Here is a 20881-nt window from a genome sequence, read left to right as displayed (position 1 = left end):
ACAGCACAATAGCGTATGCGCATCGTCCGAAATTTCTCCAAGTTTGTCGTGTTCTCCGAGGACACTTTGCTCAGCGCCCTGCACAAAATCAATAGCAACGAAGCGCGCCTGATTTTTGCAGTGTCAGAAAGCGGAATTCTGGAAGGCGTGCTGACCGACGGCGACCTGCGCCGCTGGCTGACCTGTTGCCCCCAAATCGATTTAAGCGTATCGATGGCCTGCGTCATGAACCGCCAGCCCACCTGGGCATCGGAGACGGATACGCCCCAGCATATCCACAGCCTGCTGAGCCACAAGGTGCAGGCCATTCCGCTGGTCGATGCGCACCAGCGCCTGAAAGCCGTGGCCCTGACCGGCAAGATGCGTCTGGATCTGGAAGGCCGCATCATTGACAAACATGCACCCGTATTCGTGATCGCGGAAATCGGCAACAACCACCAAGGCGATTTGGCACTGGCCTGCAAGCTGATCGACGAGGCCGCCGCCGCAGGTGCGGACTGCGCCAAGTTCCAAATGCGCGATATGCAATCGCTGTACCGCAATGCAGGCCGACACGACGATGCCAGCGCAGATCTTGGCGCGCAGTACACGCTGGACTTGCTCAGCCGCTTCCAGCTCAATGATGCCGATCTCTTGCGCGCTTTCGACCACTGCCGCAAACGAGGTTTGGTGCCTCTTTGCACCCCCTGGGACCATGCCAGTCTGGACAAGCTGCAGGCCTACGGCCTGCCAGGCTACAAGCTCGCCTCGGCGGACTTCACCAACCATGACCTGATGGCGGCCATTGCCGCGACAGGCAAGCCCATGATCTGCTCCACAGGCATGTCCACGGAGTCGGAGATCCGCGACGGCGCTCGCCATCTGCAGCATCTCGGCGCAAGCTTTGCGCTGCTGCATTGCAACTCCACCTACCCGGCTCCGTTCAAGGACGTCAATCTGCATTACCTGCGCAACTTGCAAGAAATCAGCGGCGGGCCGGTGGGCTATTCGGGCCACGAGCGCGACATTCACGTGGCAATTGCGGCTGTTGCCCTGGGCGCCAAGATCATCGAGAAACACTTCACACTGGACAAGTCGCTGGAAGGCAATGACCACAAGGTCAGTTTGCTACCTGCGGAATTTGCGCAAATGGTGGCGGGAATCCGTCAGGTCGAGGAAGCTCTGGGAACGCAGGACGAGCGGCAGCTGTCGCAGGGCGAGTTGATGAACCGCGAGAATCTGGCCAAAAGCCTGGTCGCCGCGCGGGATCTGCCAGCGGGAACCATCGTCACGGCCGGCATGGTGCAAGTTCGCAGCCCCGGCCAGGGCCTGCAACCCAACCGCAAGAGTGAATTGATCGGCAAAACCCTGTCTGCAGCAAAGAAAGCCGGCGATTTTTTCTTTCCCTCCGACCTGGGCGAAACCCAGGCACAAGCACGCAACTATCGCTTTGCCCTACCCTGGGGCGTGCCCGTGCGCTACCACGATCTGCACACCATGCGCGTGCAGTCCAACATGGATTTGCTGGAGATTCACCTCAGCTACAACGACATAGAGCAGGACTTCCGTCGCTTTATCCCCGAGCCGCTCGACATGGATTTCGTGGTACACGCCCCAGAGCTTTTTGCGGGCGACCATACGTTGGATCTTTGCGCACAGGACGGCGGCTATCGCCAGCACTCTATTGCGCAATTGCAGCGCGTCATTAATCTGACGCGGGAGCTGGCACCTTATTTTCCACGCACACAGCGGCCGCGCATTGTCACCAACGTCGGTGGCCACACGCACACCGCCCATTTACCGCCCGATGCCTTGCCGGCTTTATACGAGCGGCTGGCGCACAGCCTGGCGCAACTCGACACGCAAGGCGTGGAAATCATTCCCCAGACCATGCCCCCCTTTCCCTGGCACTTTGGGGGACAACAATTCCACAACCTGTTCGTCGATGCCGATTCCATCGCGGCGTTCTGCCGCCAGCAGGGCATGCGCGTTTGTCTGGATGTTTCGCACTCCAAGCTGGCCTGCAATCACCGCCGGGAGTCTTTTGTCGGCTTTCTGCGTGCCGTGCTGCCTTACACGGCGCACATGCACCTGGCGGATGCCCAGGGGGTAGATGGCGAAGGCTTGCAGATTGGCGCCGGCGACGTGGATTGGGGTGAGTTGTTCCGCCTCGTCTTGGAACGCCCTCAGCCACCCAGTTTCATTCCCGAAATCTGGCAAGGACACAAGAATCATGGCGAAGGCGCATGGCGAGCCTTGTCGCTTTTGGAAATAGCCGCTGCCACCACGCAGAAAAACTAAGCATTTTTATCTATTTCACACTTGTAGGCTATGAATACAGAAGTCAATATCCGGGGAATGTCGTCATCCCAATCATGGGACTTTGAGAATGCTTTTTACTGGTTTTCCCACCCGTCACGCATTCACAAAATGCTGGCGCAATACGATCTCTACCAAAAAATAGTGGGGATTCCGGGGGATGTCTTCGAACTGGGTGTCTACAAAGCGGCGTCGCTGGTTCGTCTCGCCACCTTCCGGCAAACACTTGAAAATGACAATGCCAGAAAAATATTCGGATTTGATGCATTCGGAGAATTTCCACGCGATCAAATATCACTATCATCCGACCATCAATTCATTGAAGCATTCGAGAAGAACGGAGGCCAAGGGCTTAGCCTCGCAGAGGTATCGGCCATATTTGAAGCCAAGGGCATCAAGAATATCGAATTGATTGCAGGAAATGTTTTACACACCCTGGATGCATTTCTGGCTTCACACCCGGCCACCCGTATTGCTCTGCTGCATCTTGATATGGATGTCAAAGAGCCAACACAATATGCCTTGCAGCGTTTGTATGCGCATATCGTGCCGCAGGGTTTGATCGTCATCGATGACTACGGCACTGTGGCGGGGGCGACCGAGGCCGTTGACCAGTTCGCAAGCACACATGGCTTGCACATTCAAAAGACTCCACATTACAAGATTCCCGCATATATCCAGAAGCCGGCCTGATTGCTTCTTAGAAGGTTTTCACGATCTTGATGCAGCTGTTAAAAACCTAGAAATCAACAAAAAATAGCTTAATGCACTTGCCATTGCTTGATTTCAGATACAAAACGACCTGAAATTCAATACAAACAAGCGCTATGCGCTTCTTTTATTGAATTTTCACTGAAAGTGGTGCCGAGCTCGTAAACACGTTGCTTACCGCTTATTTTTCCCATGTCTCTGTATACAACGCCCGACGCGTCACAAGTTCTCATGCAGCCTGTTTTTCCTGTCATTTTGTGCGGCGGCGTTGGCGCGCGGCTCTGGCCTCTTTCCCGGGAACAGCATCCCAAACCGTTTCTCCGTTTGGCCGACGGTCAAAGTCTATTGCAAAAATCCTTGCTGCGCTGCATGCAACTGCCGGGGGCCCAGACTGCATATGTCGTCACGAACCGGGATTTGCGACTCAAGGTAGAAGACGATTGGAATGAATTGGCTGACGCTGCACTACCTCTGCATTTCATCCTGGAACCGTGTCCGCGCAACACAGCCCCAGCCGTTACCGTGGCAGCCGCACAGATTGCACGCCAGCATGGCGAAGATGCGCTCATGCTGGTACAGGCAGCAGATCACATCATCACCAACCAGCAGGCTTTTGCGCAAGCAGTGGCCACGGCCATGACACTGGCCCAAACAGGCAAACTGGTGACTTTCGGCATTCACCCCACGGCCCCGGAAACCGGCTATGGCTATATCGAGGCACAAGGCAGCAAGGCCATCCGCTTCGTGGAAAAACCCTCCGAGGAGAAAGCGCGCGCTTATATTGAAGATGGGAATTTTCTATGGAATTCCGGCATGTTCTGCTTTACAGCAGGCCATTTTCTTTCCGAAATGCGACAGCACTGCCCAGACATTTTAGAAGATGCGCTACGCAGCATTCCCGCACAGCCTGAAAACCCTGCATCACTCGAACTTGATGCCTTGAAATTTTCCCATGTACGCGAGGAATCTCTGGATTATGCACTGATGGAAAAATCGCATAAAGTGGCCGTAGTACCATGCAATATTGGGTGGAGCGATATAGGTTCTTGGAATGCCCTAGGCAATTTACAGCCAGCAGACATGGACGGAAATCGCCTGCTTGGAGATATACTGACACACCAAGTCCAAAATTGCACAGTCTTGGGAGAAAATCGGGTAATTGGCGCTGTAGGCGTTGAGGATTTGGTGATCGTGGACACAGCAGATGCATTGCTCGTTGCCCATAAATCAAAAACTCAAGAGGTCAAGCAGATTTTTAATCAGCTCAAATCTCTGAATCATGAAGCCCATAAGTACCACTACTGCGTACGCCGCCCGTGGGGGGCCTACAGTATTTTGGAAGAAGGTATCGGATTTAAGATCAAACGTATCGAGGTTAATCCAAGCCAGAGCTTGAGCCTACAGATGCACCACCATCGCAGCGAACATTGGATTGTTGTTGCGGGCATTGCACAGGTAGTGAATGGCGATAAGCAATTCTTGGTAAGGACCAATGAATCCACTTATATTCCGGCTGGGCAAATACACAGACTATCTAACCCAGGAAAAATACCATTGATCATTATTGAAGTCCAGAGTGGTGCTTATCTGAACGAGGACGATATTCTGAGAATCGATGATTGCTATGGTCGCCATAACTGAATTCATTCATAGTAACCACCTCATCGATTCATTATTTATTCAATCAAATCCTTCTAAAGGAAACATTGATTTTATTGGGAAGTGATAACGGACAAGACCCGCTGACGCTGCGGTTGCGTCATCCCTAAAAAAAATGGCAACCCCAGCAACGTTTGCCCAAGTAATTGAGCATCAGGTGTATCGAGCACCAAGCACCGCTGCTGCAGCACAGCCATGTGCGGCAGCAGCGGCTGGTACCAGCGCCGCGTCATGACGCGGGCTTGCTGGCAAGCGTGTTCCACCGTAGCTCGAACACTTTCATCCGGCAGCCGCATACATAGCAGCGTAGGTGCCTGCAACGGGCCACCAGGCCCTTTCGCCTGCCAAGCAAGGGGATATCTACTGGCCTGCTGTAACTCCTGCATCAAATCAGCCTGCAATGCCTGTCTTTGCTGCGCATGCAGCTCCCATTTTTGCAGAGATGCCAAGCCTATGGCCGCATGGTATTCGCTCATCTTGGCGTTGGTACCCAGACTGGCCAACGTGCCCACCGGCAAGGTGGTTGCGGGGTCGAGGTTGATCCCAAAGTTGGAGAGCTGGCGCACCTTGGCAGCCAAGCCGGGGCGCGTGGAGACGACCAGGCCGCCCTCGCCCGCCGGCAGGCTTTTGGTCGCATGCAGGCTGAAGACCAGCGTGCCTTCAGCGCCTTGTAGCCATTGACTGCCGTAAGCCGCTGCCGCATCAATAATGACGGGCAAGCCCGTGACCTGCTCGAATTGCTGCCAGGCTTGCATACCGTGCGGCATGCCGAAGGTGGCTACGGGCAGCACAGCATTTATGCACATTCGTGTGCACGCGCTGCGAGCAATTTCCGGCGTCAGCAGCCAAGTTGCTGCATCCACATCCGCGAGCACGGGAACATGGCCTGCACGCACCACGGCTGTAGCCGTGGCGACAAAGGTCAAGGCTGGCACCAGTACCCTAGAGCCCGGAGGCAACTCCAACGCCTGCAAAGCCAATTCCAAGCCTTGCGTGGCGTTGGCCACCGTAGTGACTTGCTCTGGCTCCAGACCGAATTTCTGCGCAAACGAATACTCTAACTCCTGCACCAGCGGGCCAAAATTAGAGTAATGCCGGGCGGCATGCATGCGTTCTAGCCAGGGCAACAGAGTTTCCGGCGACGGCATGTCGGGTACTAATAACGGCACCCATGGCAGGTTCTGCGCCAACATCATGCGGAAAAATCCATCTCGGCCAATGCATGCCCTATATCTGCATTGACGGTCAAGTTTTTGCGGTCTCCACGCAGATGGTTGAGCCACATGAAACGATAAGCCTTCTCCAGCTCTGCGGTGCGTGCAGGGTAGTCCATGAGCGCACTCTTGCTGAGGCGGTCACGTGACTCATGGCGCAGTTGCTGCAAGCGCTGCACAGAATTCATCAACTCCAAGACGGCATCGATATAGTCTTGCTCACTGGCGGCGACTTCACCGCAAGGAGCCAGAATGCCGCGCAACATGCGTGCTGTTGATGCAGAGACTCCGCGCTGCCCATCCAGCGTAACAATGGGAATGCCCATCCACAAAGTATGCAAAGTCGTTGTGCCACCCGAGATGGGCGAGGTATCCAGTGCTATGTCTGCAATATGTCCCATCTCCATGAAATTGCACAGCGGCTGTTGGTGCACCACAGACACGCGGTCAACCGGCATCCCTGCGGCCTCCACACGCGGCTGCATGTGTGCCAGGGCTGATTCAGCACTGTCTTCCTTGACCATGATGATGAGGCGCGCGTCATCGCGCGCATGCAGGATGTGCGCCCAGATGCGTAGCATCTCATCGGTGATCTTGGCAGAGCTGTTCAGCGACACCAACGTAGGGTAGCCATTGCGCAGCATTGGAGGCTCCTTGCTCAAGGGCGCATAAGCCGGCGGCGCGTAACTGGCCATGCTCTTGAGATAAAAAAGGGTTTCGCTGTAATGGGGCGCATGGCTGGGCGGTGCAATCCCAGCATCTACCAACCGGTAATCCATCGCCTTCATGCCTAGCGTATGCATGTACCCCAGCCACGTCACCTGCACGGGCGCGGCGCGGCGCGCAAATACGCCCAGGCGATGACCCTGAGTAAAACCGGACAAATCCACCAACACATCGATGCCGTCTTGCCGGATCTTTTCGCACAGCGCTTCGTCACTCATGCCCATCACATCCAGCCAATACGGCACAAGCGTGCGCATCTGTGTAGTGGTTTCATCGGCATAGCCGTTGGAGTAAACATGCACTTCCACGTTGTCAGGGTTGTGGTGTGTCAGCACGGGTTGCATGAAAAATGCCACGGAGTGCTGCCGGAAGTCCGCAGTCACATAGCCAATCTTGAGTTTTTTGCGTGGGTTGCGATCTTGTACTTTCAGCGGTTTGGCCTTGCGCGTCAGTGGATCTGCAAAACGTTTTCCCCAATCACGCGCCACCTGCAGGGCATGCATGGGGTCGCGGTTAGTGTGGGCGTGCAGGTACGCTCGCAGCATCCATTGAGCGCTGTTAGCCCCTTTCTGTTTGCACACTTGGTCAATCAACTGGCAGGCTTGCTCTTTTTGCCCCACGCTGAACAAGGCCAACGACAGCAGCTGCTTAGCTTGGTTGTCCTTGGGGTTGAGCTGCAAGGCGGTTTCCAGCGCGCCAATCGCAGGCTTCCAATGTGCAATACGGGTGTAGACCAGACCAACTAGCAACCAAAGCTGGGCGTTGCCGGCATGCTCTACAGCCAACAGCATCAATTGCCGCAAAGCCTCCAAAAATTGACCACCAGCCACCAGTGAGGTGTTGATACGGTGCAGCTCTTGCTCCACAGGTGCCAGAGCCTTAGGCGCAACAGACGAAATGGTTTCACTCATAACAGTGCTAAAGAAAACAAAGGGCTTTGCCGATCAGCATACATACACTTACGACCCATCCGAGCTTGACTCAGATGGCTTGACTCAAATCCAAAAAGAAACGCTGGCTTTTGTGCCAGTTCATTCTTTTGATCGGCATTCAGTCTGACAAAATCACCGCCATGCTTGTACTTATTGGTTACATCATCGCCTTCGGCTGCATCTTCGGCGTGTATGCCCTGCATGGCGGCAACATGAGTGTGCTTGCCAAAGCTCTGCCGTTCGAAATGGCCACCATCGGCGGCTCCGCCCTGGGCGCGTTCATCGTGACCAACCCGCCCAAGGTGCTCAAGGCGACGGCATCGGCGCTGGGCAGCTGCATCAAAAGCGCCAAGCACAACAAAGGCCGCTTCATGAACCTGTTGGCCTTGCTGTACGACCTGCTGCAAAAGGCCCGCAAGGAAGGCTTGATGGCCATCGAAATGGATGTGGAAGAGCCCCAAAATTCGGAAATTTTTCAGAAATATCCCGAACTGCTGGCAGACCAGCATCTAGTGGAGTTCATCACCGACTACCTGCGCATGATGGTGTCGGGCAACCTGAACTCGCACGAAATCGAGTCCCTGATGGAAAACGAAATGGATGCCCACCACCAGGAGGAGCACCGTGTGGTCACGGCGCTGCAGCGCCTGGCCGGTGCTCTGCCGGCTTTCGGTATCGTGGCAGCGGTGCTGGGCGTGGTGAACACCATGGGCTCCGTTGGGCAACCGCCTTCGGTGCTGGGGGGCATGATCGCCTCGGCGCTGGTGGGTACGTTCCTGGGTATTTTGCTGGCGTATGGCCTGGTGGAGCCCCTGGCCGGGCTGATCGAGCAGCGCAACCAGGACGCCGCTAAGGAATACGAGTGCATCAAGTGCACGCTGATTGCGAGCATGCAGGGCTACAACCCGCCCACGGCGATTGAGTTTGGACGCAAGGTGCTGTACTCGACCGAGCGGCCTGGCTTCCTGGAGCTGGAAGAGCACGTCAAGAGGAAGTAATCCATGCCGCCACCCAACCAGCCCGGCGGCGCAGCCGCGGGCGCAGCGAATGACAAGAAGCTGCAGCCCATCATCATCAAGCGCGTCAAGAAGGGTGAACACGGTCACCACGGCGGTGCCTGGAAGATTGCCTATGCCGACTTCATGACGGCGATGATGGCCTTCTTCCTGCTGATGTGGCTGCTGGGCTCGACCTCCAAGGGGGACCTGCAGGGGATTGCCGCGTACTTCAACTCGCCCCTCAAGGTGGCGATGGCCGGGGGCGACGGCTCGGGCAACAGCTCCAGCGTCATCCCCGGGGGCGGTAACGACCTGACCAAGGTGTATGGCCAGGTCAAGCGCTCGGAAGCCGAGAGCGAAAGCCAGCGCCGCCAGATGGACACCAAGCGCCAGCGCGCCCAGCTGGACGCCCAGCGCATTCAGGCATTGCGCGCCAAGATTGACGCCATGATTTCCAGCAATGCCACGCTGAACGAATACCGCTCGCAGATCCGCATGGACGTGACACCCGATGGCCTGCAGATCCAGATCGTGGACGACCAGAACCGCCCGATGTTCGACATCGGCAGCGCCATGGTCAAGCCCTACATGCGCGACATCCTGCGCGAGGTCGGCTCGGCCCTGGGCGGGGTGGAAAACCGCATCAGCCTGGCGGGCCACACCGACGCTGCGCCCTATGGCATGGGCGAACGCGGCTACAGCAACTGGGAGCTGTCGACCGACCGGGCCAATGCCTCGCGCCGAGAACTGGTGGCGGCCGGCATGCCCAACGACAAACTGGCCCGCGTGGTGGGGCTGGCAGCCAGCAACCTGCTGCTGCCGAACGAGCCACGCGCACCGCAGAACCGGCGCATCACCATCACGGTGCTGACGCATGAGGCAGAGGAACGCTTGCTGGGCAAGCAAACCCCGACTGTCCACCCAGACAGCAAATTGGAAACGGAAAAGCAGGAGAATCCCCCACCTGCGCCCCAAACTCCGTGACAATTTGTGAAAACAGGACGAAGCCCGTGCACGGCACAGGTTTCATTCAGAGCTTTTTTGACCGAAAGGGTCCCCCGTGGCCAACGACCTTCGCTTTTTGATTGTTGACGACTTCTCGACCATGCGTCGCATCGTGCGCAACCTGCTCAAGGAGAGCGGCTTCACCGAGGCCGATGAGGCCGAAGACGGCGTGGCGGCACTGCACAAGCTGCGCAACGGCAAGTTCGACTTCGTGGTGTCCGACATCAACATGCCGAACATGAATGGCTTCCAGTTGCTGACGGAAATCAAGTCCGACGACAAGCTCAAGCACCTGCCCGTGCTGATGGTGACCGCCGAAGCCCGCAAGGAAGACATCGTCGCAGCCGCCCAGGGTGGTGCAGCCGGCTACATTGTCAAACCCTTCACCAAGGCCACGCTGGAAGAGAAGGTGAACCTGATCCTGAAGAAGGTGGGCCTGGGGTAAAGCCATGGAACACACACCGCCCAACGCCGGCCCACCCGCAGCAGGCTTCGACCATGGCGAGGTGCACAACAAGATCGGACTGCTGACACGCCAGCTGCACGACGCGTTGCGCGAGTTGGGCTATGCCGACCGCCTGCGCGGGACGGCCCAAGAGCTCCCGGATGCACAAAATCGCCTGTCCTACATTGCCCGCCTGACCGGGCAGGCGGCCGAGAAGGTGCTGACCCTGGTGGACGACGCCAAGGAGCGCCAGTCCAGTATCGTGGCGCGCACCAAGCAGATGCGCCAATCCATGATTGCCGACCCGGTGGCAGCCGTGGCCAAGGGCCACATCATGAATTACCTGGAAGACATGGAAAAGGCCACCGAGATCGTGGACAACCAGTTGACCGACATCATGATGGCGCAGGACTTCCACGACCTGACGGGACAGGTGATCGCCAAGGTGGTGACCCTGGCCGGCACCCTGGAGAACCAGCTGATCGAGCTGCTGCTGCAGACCGCGCCGCAAGCCGCCGGCCACCAGCCGCTGCTGGATGCTGGCGAGGTCAGCGCCGCCGCCGCCATGGCCACCGGTGCGGCCGTGGCCGCCGACCAGGCGGACGATCTGTGGGCGGCCGCCCTGGCCGAGGCCGCCCCCGAGGAAGCGGCGCAGGACCCCAGCACGGCCGCCGGCCAGCCAGCGCACCCGGCCTTGCAAGGCCCCGTGGTGGACCCCAACGCCCAGGACGTGGTCACCTCGCAGTCCCAGGTGGACGATTTGCTGGCCAGTTTGGGCTTTTAAAAAAAGTGAGCTGCCAGCGCTTGCATTTCAAGCACTTTAGATAGTTTTCTTTCTGAAGTAATTGAAAAATAAGCGCTGACAGCTCTGGTATTTAGAGCATTGCTCGGGCACCTAGCAGATTGCCCGCCGCCCGCCACCGCCGCGGGCGTTGAAATAGCGCCACCTGTGGCGCGCTTTTCCCGCTTTAGCGTTCTGGCCGCTTGCGGACAATGGCATGAGACCTTTCCCTCATGCCGTCATGGAATCGAGCCAAGATAAATCCCTACCAGCCACCGCCAGGAAGCTGCAGAAAACCCGCGCAGACGGACAGACGTCGCGCTCGCGGGATCTCGGCCACCTGGCCGTGCTGGGGGTGGGCTCGCTGGTCGTGATCGTGGGCGGCCCGACGCTGATGCACCACATGCGCATCGCCCTGGGCCGGCAGCTGTCGTTCAATGCCGAGACCGTGCTGTCGCCGCAACTGATGATGGAGCGCCTGGTGGACATGGCCTGGATCGGCATCCTGGGCTGCGTGATCTTTGCCCTGGTGATCAATGCGGCCTCGATAGCGGCCACGCTGATGTCTGGCGGCTGGATCTACAGCCTCAAGCCCATCATGCCGCAGTTCAGCCGCATCAACCCGATCTCGGGCCTGGGCAACGTCTTCTCCAAGCAGCAGATCGTCACGGCGCTGAAGAACGTACTGCTGATGCTCATCCTGGGCACGGTGGGCTGGTTCCACATCAAGTCCGGCATCCCGGACATGGCCTCCCTGCCGACTTTGGGCGGTGCGGCCGCACTGGCGCGCGTGGGCGACTGGATCGTGACCGGCCTGCTGCTGCTGCTGCTGGTGGTGTTTGCCGTGGCGCTGATCGATGTGCCACTGCAGAAGTTCCTGTTCCTGCAGCGCCTGAAGATGAGCCACCAGGAAGTCAAGCAGGAACACAAGGAGTCCGAGGGCAGCCCCGAAGTCAAAGGCAAGATCCGCCAGAAGCAGCGCGAGATCGCCCAGCGCGCCAGCGTCAATGCCGTGCCCAAGGCCGACTTCGTGGTGACCAACCCCACCCACTACGCGGTGGCCCTGCGCTACGACGAAAGCAATATGGCGGCACCCCAGGTCGTGGCCATGGGCGCCGACCTGGTGGCCCTGAAAATCCGTGAAGTGGCCAAGGCCCACGACATCCCCGTGCTGGAGTCCCCCATGCTGGCGCGTGCCCTGTACGCACACGCCGAAATCGACCAGTCCATCCCGTCCACGCTGTACACCGCCGTGGCCCAGGTGCTGGCCTATGTCTACCGCCTCAAGGCCGCGATGCGCGGCGAGGCCCCTGCCCCAGGCGAGCTGGTTCAGCCCCTGGTGCCCCCAGAACTGGACCCGCACACCCGACGTGCTGCGGCCGCACAGTCTTAAGCGTTAGAAAGCACTGCCACCATGAGCACCGCCTTGTTCAAAAACCTGCAAGCCTGGAACGCCAAGAACGGCATGGCCCTCCAGAGCCTGGGCGCCCCCCTGCTGGTGATTGCCATCCTGGCCCTGATGGTCCTGCCCATGCCGCCGTGGCTGCTGGACACCTTCTTCACGCTGAACATCGCCACCGCGCTGATGGTGATGATGATCGCCGCCTACATGGTGCGGCCGCTGGACTTTGCGGTCTTCCCCTCGGTGCTGCTGCTGACCACGCTGATGCGCCTGTCGCTGAACGTGGCCTCGACCCGCGTGGTGCTGCTGGAAGGCCACACCGGCCCTGGCGCCGCAGGCGCGGTGATCGAGGCCTTCGGCCACTTCCTGATCGGCGGCAACTTTGCCGTGGGTCTGATCGTGTTCGCGATCCTGGTGGTGATCAACTTCGTGGTGATCACCAAGGGAGCCGAGCGTATCGCCGAAGTCTCGGCCCGCTTCACCCTGGACGCCATGCCCGGCAAGCAGATGGCCGTGGACGCCGACCTGAACGCCGGCCTGATCGATGAGCCCGAAGCCAAGCGCCGCCGCCTGGAAGTGCAGGAGGAAGCCAACTTCTTCGGCTCCATGGACGGTGCCTCCAAGTTCGTGCGCGGCGACGCCATGGCCGGCATCCTGATTCTGATCATCACCATCATCGGTGGCTTCATCATCGGCATGGCCCAGCACGGCCTGAGCGCCGGCGATGCCGCCAACAGCTACGTCCTGCTGGCCGTGGGTGACGCGCTGGTGGCCCAGATCCCCGCCCTGCTGATCTCCGTGGCGTCGGCCATGGTCATCTCGCGCGTCGGCAAGGACAACGACACCGGCAAGCAGATCGCCGACCAGATGCTGGCCTCGCCCCGCGCCCTGGCCATCACCGGCGCCATCCTGATCATGCTGGGCCTGATCCCCAACATGCCCCACACCGTGTTCCTGCTGATGGGCAGCCTGTTTGGCTACGGCGCCTGGATGGTGCACCGCAAGAAGCAGCAAAAGAGCCAGGCCGCCGCCAGCGGTGCCGCCGGCGCCGACAGCAGCGCACCCAGCGGTGCACTGGCCGCACCCGCCCAGGACAGCGAGGCTACCTGGGACGACCTGCAGCCCGTGGACCTGCTGGGCCTGGAGCTGGGCTACCGCCTGATCGCACTGGTGGACAAGAAGCGCCAGGGTGACCTGCTGACCCGCATCAAGGGCGTGCGCCGCAAGTTTGCCCAGGAAGTCGGCTTCCTGCCGCCGGCCGTGCACGTGCGCGACAACCTGGAGCTCAAGCCCAGTGCCTACCGCATCACCCTGCGCGGCGTGATGGTGGGCGAAGGCGAGGCCTTCCCCGGCATGTACCTGGCCATCAACCCCGGTGGCATCAGCACGCCGCTGATCGGCACCCCCACCACCGATCCTGCCTTTGGTCTGCCCGCCCACTGGATCGACGAACGCCAGAAGGAAGCGGCACAAATGGCCGGTTTTACGGTCGTTGATTCGGAAACCGTGATGGCGACACATTTGTCACACTTGATGCAAATGCATGCTGCCAAGCTGTTGAGCCGTAACGAGGTGCAACAACTGGTGGAGCACGTGGCCAAGTCCGCGCCCAAGTTGATTGAAGAAGTTATTCCGAAGATGGTCACCGTCACAACGTTCCAGAAGGTCCTGCAGCTGCTGCTGGAGGATGCTGTGCACATCCGTGACATCCGCACCATCATCGAGACGCTGGCGGAGAACGCCGGCACGACCCAGGATGCCGCCGAACTGGCGCGCCGCGTGCGCATCGCCCTGTCGCCGGCCATCGTGCAACAAATCTACGGCCCCACCCGCGAACTCAACGTCATTGCGATCGAGCCCGGTCTGGAACGCTTGCTGGTGCAAGCCCTGTCCAACCCGCAAGCGCCTTCGCTGGACCCCGGTGTGGCCGACATGCTGACCCAACGCGCGGCCGAGGTCGCCAACAAGCAGGAAGAGCTGGGCATGCCCGCCTGCCTGCTGGTGCCCGACGCGATTCGCAACGCCATCGCACGCCTGGTACGCCGTGTGGCCCCACGCCTGCAAGTGCTGGCGCACAGCGAAATCCCCGAGACCCACACCATCCGCATCGGCCCCATTCTTAAAGGTGCAAACGCATGAACATCCAACGCTTCTTAGCCCCCACGTCCCGCGAGGCCCTGGACAAGGCGCGAGCCGCTTTTGGTGACAGCACCCTGATCCTGTCGAACCGCCCCACGGCCCATGGCGTGGAAGTCATGGCCACTGCGGAAGATGCACTGGGCAACCTGGACAAGGGCCGCACCACCAGCCCCGGCCTGATGGCCGCCATCCAGGCGCGCGAGGCCGAAGAGACCCGCGCTCCCAAGCAGGCGCCCAAGTCCCCGCTGCGCGTGGAGCCGCAGCTGCAGCAGGCCAAGCCCGTGATCAAGGCCAGCGCACGCCAGAGCGTGGCCGAAGACACCGAGCAGCTGGCCATGAGCACCCTGTCCTTCCAGGACTATGTGCGCGAACGCATGCTGCGCCGCCGCAACGAAGAGATGAGCGACAGCGTCACCACCGAAGCGCTGCCCACCTTCGCCCGCAAGAACCGCCTGGATGCCGTGCGCGACAGCGCCCCGCTGCCCACCGCCCCGTCGGTCATCAAGCACAACCCGCTGCGCGGTCTGGCGGTGGAACTGCCCGCCGAACCCCGCAAGGCCAGCGCACCGGCCGCCGCCCCCGCGCTGATGCACGAGCTGCAGTCCGTCAAGGAGCTGATTGAAGAGCGCTTCAACACCCTGACCTGGATGAACCAGACCCGCGCCAATCCGCTGCAGAGCAACCTGATGCTCAAGCTGATCCGCGCCGGCTACTCGCCCGCCCTGTCGCGCGCCATGATGGAGCGCCTGCCCCAGGACCACGGCCCCGCCGAGGCCCTGAAGTGGCTGATGCAGGTGCTGGAGCGCAACCTGCGCACCGACAGTGCCGAAGCCCCCCTGTGGGACAAGGGTGGCGTGTTCGCCCTGGTCGGCTCCACCGGCGTGGGCAAGACCACCACGGCCGCCAAGCTGGCTGCCCTGTGCGCGGCCAAGCACGGCCCCCACAACGTGGGCCTGATCACGCTGGACACCTACCGTGTCGGCGGCCACGAGCAGCTGCGCGCCTATGGCCGCATGCTGGGCGTGGTGGCCCACCTGGCACACGACAAGGCCGCCCTGCAGGATCTGCTGGGCCTGCTGGCCGGCAAGAAGATGGTCATCATCGACACCACCGGCGTGGCCCCGCGCGACCCGCGCAAGGACGACATCCTGGAAGTGCTGAACCTGCCCGGCGTGGAACGCCTGCTGGTGGCCAATGCCGGCGCCCACGGCGATACGCTGGACGAATCGCTGGCTGCCTTCAAGCGCGACGGCTGCAAGCAGACCATCCTGTCCAAGCTGGACGAGGCCGTGAAGCTGGCCCCCGCCCTGGACGCCCTGATCCGCCACCAGATGGTGCTGCGCGGCATCACCAACGGCCAGCGCGTGCCCGAAGATTTCGAGCGTGCGAATGCCAGCGAGCTGGTCGCCACCTCCATGCGTGCCCACACCAAGTCGGCCTTCGATCCCTCGTCGCTGGACATGGACTTCTACTTCACGGAATCCTCCATCGGCAACGCCCAAGGGGCCTTGCATGCTTGAGAGCGTGTGGCACCAAGGTACCGGCCTGCGCTGGCAGGGCGTGCAGTCCTCGCTGCGCGTGCTGCCCGTGGTGCCCTCCGGTGACAGCGCCGACGCGGCCGCCCTGTGGATGGCCTGCGCCCAGCTGCAGCAACAGGGCTACCCCGTCGTGGTGCTGGATGGCACCGAACAGGAAACCCCCGCACTGCCCGGGCTGCAGGATCTGCTGCAGCCGCGCCTGGGCTATGCGCACACCGCCCTGCCGGCCGACACCGGCAATCCGCTGAGCGTCGCCACCCTGCCCGCGGCGCGCGGCATGGTGCAGCTGCAGCACAAGGCCTCGGTCACCGGCACCCGTCCGCTGGAGCTGCTGTACCGCTATGTGCGCAACCACGCCCTGGTGGTGCTGCTGGCCCCCGCCCCCCTGCTGGTGGGCATGCTGCAAGGCTGCCGCCAGGCGCCGCTGCAGCTGGTGCCGGCGCAGTCGCGCAACGTGGTCAGCAGCTACCGCGCCCTCAAGCAGGTGGTGGCCGGCAGCGGCCTGATGCCGCGCCTGGTGGCCATGCGCCCCGCCGACTACGGGCTGGACCCGGTGCTCAAATCGCTGTCGCAGTGTGCGCTGCGCCATTTGCAGGCCGAGCCACTGTGCGAACAATTCGATCCGCTGCAACCCCGGCACCTGCAACGCTGGGCCCTACAATGCCTGGAGCACGCCGAAACCGTGCAGCCGCCCCAAGAGATGGCGGCCCGCGAAGCGGCGTTTTCTTCTTCCTCGCCTGCTGTGTGGAGCCACTGAGTCGATGTACACCGCCCATGGTCAACTGGACCGCGATGCGCTGATTCGCCAGCATGCCCCGCTGGTGCGTCGCATCGCGCAACACATGATTGCCAAGCTCCCGCCCAACGTGGAGCTGGACGACCTGATCCAGGTCGGCATGATTGGCCTGGCCGACGCCTTGTCACGCTACGAGGCCAGCCAGGGCGTGCAGTTCGAGACCTTTGCCGGCCAGCGCATCCGCGGCGCCATGCTCGACGAGCTGCGCGAGAACGACTGGATGAGCCGCAGCTCGCGCAAGGGCCAAAAAGACATCGAGACCGCCATCCACCGGCTGGAGCAGCAACTGGGCCGTGCCCCCAAGGAATCGGAAATCGCCCAGTCCATGGACCTGGCGCTGGACGAGTACCAGTCCCTGCTGTCCAAGGTGCGTGGCACGCAGCTGGTCTACCTGGAAGACATCACCCCCGGCGATGACGACAACGGCAGCTTCCTGGACCGCCATGTGGCCGATGCCGATGCCGACCCCTTCAGCCTGCTGCGCGACGACCGCATGCGCACCGCCTTGGTGCAGGCCATCGAGAGCCTGCCCGAGCGCGAAAAGTACGTCATGGGCATGTACTACGAGCACGACATGAACCTCAAGGAAATCGCCGCCGTGCTGGAAGTCACCGAATCGCGCGTCTGCCAGTTGCACAGCCAGGCCATCGCGCGCCTGCGCACCAAGATGCGGGCCCACTGACGGCCCGGCACCGCCGGCCGCACCCCGCGCGGTATCGCAGTCCTCCCCGCCCACAAAAAAAGCGCCTCATGAGGCGCTTTAATTTTTTCAGGAGCGGTCACCGCAGGTGATTCCGGCACTTGCACGGCATTTGTGCCGCAAACACGCTAAAGACGAGCGCTATGCGCTCTCTTTTCTAGATCAACCGCTGATGTGGTACATGCGCGCCACCGAGGCTGCGCTGCCGGGCTGCTTGGCGCCGCCGTAGGTGTGGTGGGCCGATTGCTCGGGAATCAGCGATGCCAGCTGCTGGCCGGTGATGGCCGACACCTTGGAGATGTGGCCGCGCATCTGCGTCAGGCGGCCGGACATGGCCTGCATGCGCTGCACGTTCTCGGGCGTGAACTGCTCGGCGCCAAAGCGCTGGGCCAGACCGGCGAAGGCCTGCATGCCATCGCGCAGCTGGCGGATGGCCTGTTCGGTGGATTCGGGCTGGTTTTCCACGATCAGGGCGCTGACCAGGTCGATCATGCCGTCAATTTGTTCCAGGGCTTCGCTGAGTTGCATGGTACGGGCGCGACAGGCGCGGGTTGAGCGGGTTCAGATGGAGCTGGGGCGTTGGTCGATCCGTTCAGCCGAAGGTCGGAAGGCTGAGCGGCGGCCAACGCCCCGGGAAGGTTTCAGGCGCGGGACAGACCCAGCAGCGCCGAGGCGTCCACCAGCATCTTGTCGGCGATCACGCTGGCATTCACCTTGAAAGTACCGTTGGCGATGGCTTCGCGGATGGCATGCACCTTGGCCATGTCCACATCCGACGAGGTCTTGCTGTTCTGGTCCAGGGAACGTGCCGAATTCGACATGGTCACGGGCACCCCTGCCGCATTGCTGCGGGTTTGCTGCACCACCTCGCTGGCGGTGCCGTTTTGTTTTTGCTGGGCTTGTTGCGCAGCATTCTGCTGCAGCTTGGCTGCCAGCATTTCGACGTTGGTGTTCTGTCCGACCTTCATGTTTTTCTCCAATGTCCCCGCTCCGGGCTCTGTAGTCTTGCTATCGGCGGCTTGAAAGATAACTTGAGTATTTTCTTTCAAATCCGTCTGTATCACTGTGCAACCAAGACTTCCCCTTGCGGATTGACGGTTCCGGTGACGGTGCGCCCGTTGTCCATGCGCACCCGGATGTTCTGGCCGGCCGCGCCACCTTCCAGCGCCCGGCCGGTGCCGGTCACCATGAAGCCGCCGCCCTGGGCAATCACTTTGACGGTGGCACCCGGTTTCAGGATCTGCGCCGCCTTGACCATGGTCTGGCGCAGGGCCATCCCGGACGTCAGGTTGCGCGCCGCCGTCTGTCCCACCCAATCTTCGGGCATGGCGATGATGGCATGGGGCGACTCGGCCCAGTCCACTTCGGCCTGCATGGCGTGATCGTAAGTGAGCACTTCGCCCATGCTCACATTGTGGGTCAGCACCCAGGCAGGGCCGAAGGCCTGGATGGTGACCGGCAGGAACACATTCCAGGGCTTGGCGCCTTCCACGCAGCGCAGGCCGATGCGGGTGCGGCCCCACAGCTTGCTGCCGCTGGGCAGGTAGGGATCGACATTCTGGCAGGGCGCAAGATTCAGGCGCGGGTCCAGCCGGCCCACCTGCACTTCCATGCGCAGCGGCATGGTCTGCAGCTCGGCCGATTTGGACAGCGCACCCTGCAGCCACTCGCTGCTGATCTGCCCCAGGTCCTGTGCGGCGGCGCCCAGCGCTGCACCACCCACGGCCACGCAGGCCAGCGTGCGCGCCAGGGCGCGTGCAAGACGGAGAGGGGCGGCGGTCAAAAACAGGTCATGGGGCATGCCAGCCACTGTAGTCAGCCCTGCGACTTTTAAACCCCGAAAGTACCCACCCAAGCCTGCTTTCTTCGCGCTTTAGCGAATACGGCGGATTTCCATAATCACTGCACGTGCCAAAGTCCGCCCGACTGGGGCGCCCCGCATTACGTTTTTCACACCGCACAAGGATTCGCATGCTCAACAAAATGACCGGACGTTTGGACTTCCACAGCGACGCTCTGCTGTTGCGTGCGGAGCGCCAGCGGGTGCTGGCCAGCAACATCGCCAACGCCGACACCCCCGGCTATGTGGCACGGGACTTCAACTTCGCCAAGACGCTGCAGGCCGCCCAGGGCGACAACGGCTCGGTACGCCAGGCGCTGCAGGCCGCCAGCACCACGCACAGCCAGCACATGCCCCTGCCCACCGAGAAGTTCGGCACCGACAGCAAGGGCCGTCTGGGCTATTCGCTGACCTCGCAGCCCAGCCTGGACAACAACACGGTCGACCTGGACCGTGAACGTGCCAATTTTGTGGACAACGCCGTGCGTTACGAAGCCACGCTGCGCTTTCTGAACAGCAGCGCCAAAACCATGCTCACCGCCATCACCGGCCAGTAAGCGCACCGACTCTCAAGGAAACCACCGCCATGTCCATGTTCTCCATCTTCAGCGTCTCGGGCAGTGCCATCAGCGCCCAGTCGCAGCGCCTGAACGTTGTGGCCTCCAACCTGGCCAACGTCGACGCCGTCGCCGGCCCCGATGGCCAGGCCTACAAGGCCCGCGAAGTGGTCTTTCAGACCGCACCCATGGGCCCCGAAGGGGCGGCCGGCGTCAAGGTCAAGGACGTCACCGAAAACAACACCCCCGGTCGCCGCGTGCACAACCCCGAGCACCCGCTGGCCGACGCCCAGGGCTATGTGACCCATTCCAACGTCAATGCCGTGGACGAGATGGTCAACATGATTTCGGCTTCCCGCTCCTACCAGAACAACGTGGAAGTCATGAACACCGCCAAGTCGCTGCTGCTGAAGACGCTGCAGCTGGGCCAATAAGCGCACACAGAAAGTAGGCACGCATGATTTCCGGCGTTTCCAACAACACCTCGTCCAACAGCAACGGCTCGCCCAAGACCGCGGCGGACATGCAGGACCAGTTCCTGACCCTGCTGGTGGCCCAGCTGCAGAACCAGGACCCCACCAGCCCGATGGACAACTCGCAGCTGACCTCGCAGATGGCGCAGATCAGCACCGTCAGCGGCATCGAAAAGCTCAACAGCACCGTGGAAAGCGTGACCAGCCAGTTCGCGTCCATGCAGATGCTGCAGGGTGTGTCCATGATCGGCCACACCGTGCTGTCCGCCGGCAACCACCTGGGCCTGGCCGCCAAGGAAGCCGAAGACGGCACCAAGCACCTGACCGGCACTGCGGCCTTCGACCTGGATGCCTCGGCCTCCAACGTCACGGTCACCATCACCGATGCCAACGGCAAGCTCGTGGACACGATTGAAATGGGTTCGGCCAACGCGGGCCGCAACTACTTCACCTGGGACGGCAGCGACTACACCGGCGAGAGCATGGACCTGCGCTTCAAGGTCACCGCCACCAACGGCGAAGCCGCGGTCAAGTCCACCACGCTGTCGCCCAACGCGGTGGTCGCCACCAGCATCAGCAACGGCTCGCTCATGCTGGAGCTGGCGAACGGCGAAAGCATCAACTACAACAGCGTCAAGGCTGTGTTCTAAATTCGCAGGAGTCAACC

Annotated in this window: 20 protein-coding genes; 15 read left to right on the top strand and 5 right to left on the bottom strand. The window is 61.0% G+C overall.

Features of this window, described 5'->3' with window-relative positions; genetic code table 11:
* Positions 1-15 precede the first annotated feature (15 nt).
* The 3 genes from FYM52_RS10010 (at position 16) to FYM52_RS10000 (ending at position 4650) form a co-directional block, all read left to right on the top strand.
* Positions 16-2280, top strand: a complete 2265-nt coding sequence (locus tag FYM52_RS10010; protein WP_154163973.1) for an N-acetylneuraminate synthase family protein — start codon at positions 16-18, stop codon at positions 2278-2280.
* Positions 2281-2310: 30 nt separating this feature from the next.
* Positions 2311-2991, top strand: coding sequence for a TylF/MycF/NovP-related O-methyltransferase (locus FYM52_RS10005; protein ID WP_154163972.1), 681 nt, complete (start codon positions 2311-2313; stop codon positions 2989-2991).
* Between the two features lie 249 nt (positions 2992-3240).
* Positions 3241-4650 carry a mannose-1-phosphate guanylyltransferase/mannose-6-phosphate isomerase gene (locus FYM52_RS10000; protein WP_154163971.1) on the top strand — a complete coding sequence of 470 codons (1410 nt, stop codon included), beginning with the start codon at positions 3241-3243 and terminating at the stop codon, positions 4648-4650.
* 71 nt (positions 4651-4721) lie between these two features.
* On the opposite strand, the gene FYM52_RS09995 is transcribed toward FYM52_RS10000, so the two are convergent.
* Positions 4722-5864, bottom strand: a complete 1143-nt coding sequence (locus tag FYM52_RS09995; RefSeq protein ID WP_154163970.1) for a DegT/DnrJ/EryC1/StrS aminotransferase family protein — start codon at positions 5862-5864, stop codon at positions 4722-4724.
* Complete coding sequence (locus FYM52_RS09990) at positions 5861-7519, bottom strand: glycosyltransferase (RefSeq protein ID WP_154163969.1); 1659 nt, start codon at positions 7517-7519, stop codon at positions 5861-5863. The genes FYM52_RS09995 and FYM52_RS09990 overlap by 4 nt, the downstream gene beginning before the upstream one ends.
* A 161-nt stretch (positions 7520-7680) precedes the next feature.
* On the opposite strand from FYM52_RS09990, the gene motA reads away from it, so the two are divergent.
* The 9 genes from motA (at position 7681) to FYM52_RS09945 (ending at position 17326) form a co-directional block, all read left to right on the top strand.
* Positions 7681-8538: a flagellar motor stator protein MotA gene (gene motA, locus FYM52_RS09985; protein WP_043382790.1), complete on the top strand. Its 858-nt coding sequence runs from the start codon at positions 7681-7683 to the stop codon at positions 8536-8538.
* Between the two features lie 3 nt (positions 8539-8541).
* A complete protein-coding gene (gene motB / locus FYM52_RS09980; RefSeq protein WP_154163968.1) occupies positions 8542-9522 on the top strand; it encodes a flagellar motor protein MotB in 981 nt (326 codons plus the stop codon).
* Between the two features lie 76 nt (positions 9523-9598).
* Entirely contained in the window at positions 9599-9988 is a 390-nt protein-coding gene (gene cheY / locus FYM52_RS09975; RefSeq protein ID WP_042413586.1) for a chemotaxis response regulator CheY, read from the top strand.
* Between the two features lie 4 nt (positions 9989-9992).
* Positions 9993-10772, top strand: a complete 780-nt coding sequence (locus FYM52_RS09970; RefSeq protein WP_154163967.1) for a protein phosphatase CheZ — start codon at positions 9993-9995, stop codon at positions 10770-10772.
* 238 nt (positions 10773-11010) lie between these two features.
* On the top strand, positions 11011-12162 hold the full coding sequence (flhB, locus tag FYM52_RS09965; protein ID WP_154164002.1) for a flagellar biosynthesis protein FlhB: 1152 nt from the start codon (positions 11011-11013) through the stop codon (positions 12160-12162).
* Between the two features lie 21 nt (positions 12163-12183).
* Positions 12184-14310 (top strand): flagellar biosynthesis protein FlhA, encoded by a 2127-nt coding sequence (gene flhA / locus FYM52_RS09960; RefSeq protein ID WP_045265611.1) that lies wholly within the window; start codon positions 12184-12186, stop codon positions 14308-14310.
* Entirely contained in the window at positions 14307-15830 is a 1524-nt protein-coding gene (flhF, locus tag FYM52_RS09955; RefSeq protein WP_154163966.1) for a flagellar biosynthesis protein FlhF, read from the top strand. The genes flhA and flhF overlap by 4 nt, the downstream gene beginning before the upstream one ends.
* Positions 15823-16605, top strand: coding sequence for a hypothetical protein (locus FYM52_RS09950; RefSeq protein ID WP_052369844.1), 783 nt, complete (start codon positions 15823-15825; stop codon positions 16603-16605). Before flhF ends, FYM52_RS09950 begins: the two co-directional genes overlap by 8 nt.
* Positions 16606-16609: 4 nt before the next feature.
* Positions 16610-17326 carry an RNA polymerase sigma factor FliA gene (locus FYM52_RS09945; protein WP_154163965.1) on the top strand — a complete coding sequence of 239 codons (717 nt, stop codon included), beginning with the start codon at positions 16610-16612 and terminating at the stop codon, positions 17324-17326.
* A gap of 180 nt (positions 17327-17506) precedes the next feature.
* Here FYM52_RS09945 and FYM52_RS09940 read toward each other — a convergent pair whose 3' ends face one another.
* The 3 genes from FYM52_RS09940 to flgA form a co-directional block, all read right to left on the bottom strand.
* The gene (locus tag FYM52_RS09940) at positions 17507-17872 is read right to left on the bottom strand and encodes a hypothetical protein (RefSeq protein WP_154163964.1); all 366 of its coding nucleotides are present in this window, start codon (positions 17870-17872) and stop codon (positions 17507-17509) included.
* A gap of 113 nt (positions 17873-17985) precedes the next feature.
* The gene (flgM, locus tag FYM52_RS09935) at positions 17986-18312 is read right to left on the bottom strand and encodes a flagellar biosynthesis anti-sigma factor FlgM (protein WP_042413606.1); all 327 of its coding nucleotides are present in this window, start codon (positions 18310-18312) and stop codon (positions 17986-17988) included.
* A 92-nt stretch (positions 18313-18404) separates the two neighbouring features.
* Complete coding sequence (gene flgA / locus FYM52_RS09930) at positions 18405-19145, bottom strand: flagellar basal body P-ring formation chaperone FlgA (protein ID WP_154163963.1); 741 nt, start codon at positions 19143-19145, stop codon at positions 18405-18407.
* Positions 19146-19315: 170 nt separating this feature from the next.
* Here flgA and flgB point away from each other — a divergent pair, with 170 nt between their 5' ends.
* The 3 genes from flgB to FYM52_RS09915 are packed head-to-tail and all read left to right on the top strand — an operon-like array spanning position 19316 to position 20864.
* Positions 19316-19741, top strand: coding sequence for a flagellar basal body rod protein FlgB (flgB, locus tag FYM52_RS09925; protein WP_154163962.1), 426 nt, complete (start codon positions 19316-19318; stop codon positions 19739-19741).
* Positions 19742-19770: 29 nt separating this feature from the next.
* Entirely contained in the window at positions 19771-20175 is a 405-nt protein-coding gene (gene flgC / locus FYM52_RS09920) for a flagellar basal body rod protein FlgC (protein ID WP_042413612.1), read from the top strand.
* 23 nt (positions 20176-20198) lie between these two features.
* Positions 20199-20864 carry a flagellar hook assembly protein FlgD gene (locus FYM52_RS09915; protein WP_043382769.1) on the top strand — a complete coding sequence of 222 codons (666 nt, stop codon included), beginning with the start codon at positions 20199-20201 and terminating at the stop codon, positions 20862-20864.
* Positions 20865-20881: the final 17 nt, after the last annotated feature.

This window comes from Comamonas sp. CAH-2 (genome assembly GCF_009668305.1).
Classification (GTDB): Bacteria; Pseudomonadota; Gammaproteobacteria; order Burkholderiales; family Burkholderiaceae_C; genus Comamonas; species Comamonas aquatica.
The sequence above is the reverse complement of the archived record's forward strand: the minus strand, read 5'-3'. Positions and strand labels throughout refer to the sequence as shown.

What these genes read in the sequence shown, in the direction of transcription:
- FYM52_RS10010 (WP_154163973.1), top strand. Translation starts at nt 16, where the DNA reads ATGCGCATCGTCCGAAATTTCTCCAAGTTTGTCGTGTTCTCCGAGGAC.
- FYM52_RS10005 (WP_154163972.1), top strand. Translation starts at nt 2,311, where the DNA reads ATGAATACAGAAGTCAATATCCGGGGAATGTCGTCATCCCAATCATGG.
- FYM52_RS10000 (WP_154163971.1), top strand. Translation starts at nt 3,241, where the DNA reads ATGCAGCCTGTTTTTCCTGTCATTTTGTGCGGCGGCGTTGGCGCGCGG.
- FYM52_RS09995 (WP_154163970.1), bottom strand. Translation starts at nt 5,864, where the DNA reads ATGATGTTGGCGCAGAACCTGCCATGGGTGCCGTTATTAGTACCCGAC.
- FYM52_RS09990 (WP_154163969.1), bottom strand. Translation starts at nt 7,519, where the DNA reads ATGAGTGAAACCATTTCGTCTGTTGCGCCTAAGGCTCTGGCACCTGTG.
- motA (WP_043382790.1), top strand. Translation starts at nt 7,681, where the DNA reads ATGCTTGTACTTATTGGTTACATCATCGCCTTCGGCTGCATCTTCGGC.
- motB (WP_154163968.1), top strand. Translation starts at nt 8,542, where the DNA reads ATGCCGCCACCCAACCAGCCCGGCGGCGCAGCCGCGGGCGCAGCGAAT.
- FYM52_RS09970 (WP_154163967.1), top strand. Translation starts at nt 9,993, where the DNA reads ATGGAACACACACCGCCCAACGCCGGCCCACCCGCAGCAGGCTTCGAC.
- flhB (WP_154164002.1), top strand. Translation starts at nt 11,011, where the DNA reads ATGGAATCGAGCCAAGATAAATCCCTACCAGCCACCGCCAGGAAGCTG.
- flhA (WP_045265611.1), top strand. Translation starts at nt 12,184, where the DNA reads ATGAGCACCGCCTTGTTCAAAAACCTGCAAGCCTGGAACGCCAAGAAC.
- flhF (WP_154163966.1), top strand. Translation starts at nt 14,307, where the DNA reads ATGAACATCCAACGCTTCTTAGCCCCCACGTCCCGCGAGGCCCTGGAC.
- FYM52_RS09950 (WP_052369844.1), top strand. Translation starts at nt 15,823, where the DNA reads ATGCTTGAGAGCGTGTGGCACCAAGGTACCGGCCTGCGCTGGCAGGGC.
- FYM52_RS09945 (WP_154163965.1), top strand. Translation starts at nt 16,610, where the DNA reads ATGTACACCGCCCATGGTCAACTGGACCGCGATGCGCTGATTCGCCAG.
- FYM52_RS09940 (WP_154163964.1), bottom strand. Translation starts at nt 17,872, where the DNA reads ATGCAACTCAGCGAAGCCCTGGAACAAATTGACGGCATGATCGACCTG.
- flgM (WP_042413606.1), bottom strand. Translation starts at nt 18,312, where the DNA reads ATGAAGGTCGGACAGAACACCAACGTCGAAATGCTGGCAGCCAAGCTG.
- flgA (WP_154163963.1), bottom strand. Translation starts at nt 19,145, where the DNA reads ATGCCCCATGACCTGTTTTTGACCGCCGCCCCTCTCCGTCTTGCACGC.
- flgB (WP_154163962.1), top strand. Translation starts at nt 19,316, where the DNA reads ATGCTCAACAAAATGACCGGACGTTTGGACTTCCACAGCGACGCTCTG.
- flgC (WP_042413612.1), top strand. Translation starts at nt 19,771, where the DNA reads ATGTCCATGTTCTCCATCTTCAGCGTCTCGGGCAGTGCCATCAGCGCC.
- FYM52_RS09915 (WP_043382769.1), top strand. Translation starts at nt 20,199, where the DNA reads ATGATTTCCGGCGTTTCCAACAACACCTCGTCCAACAGCAACGGCTCG.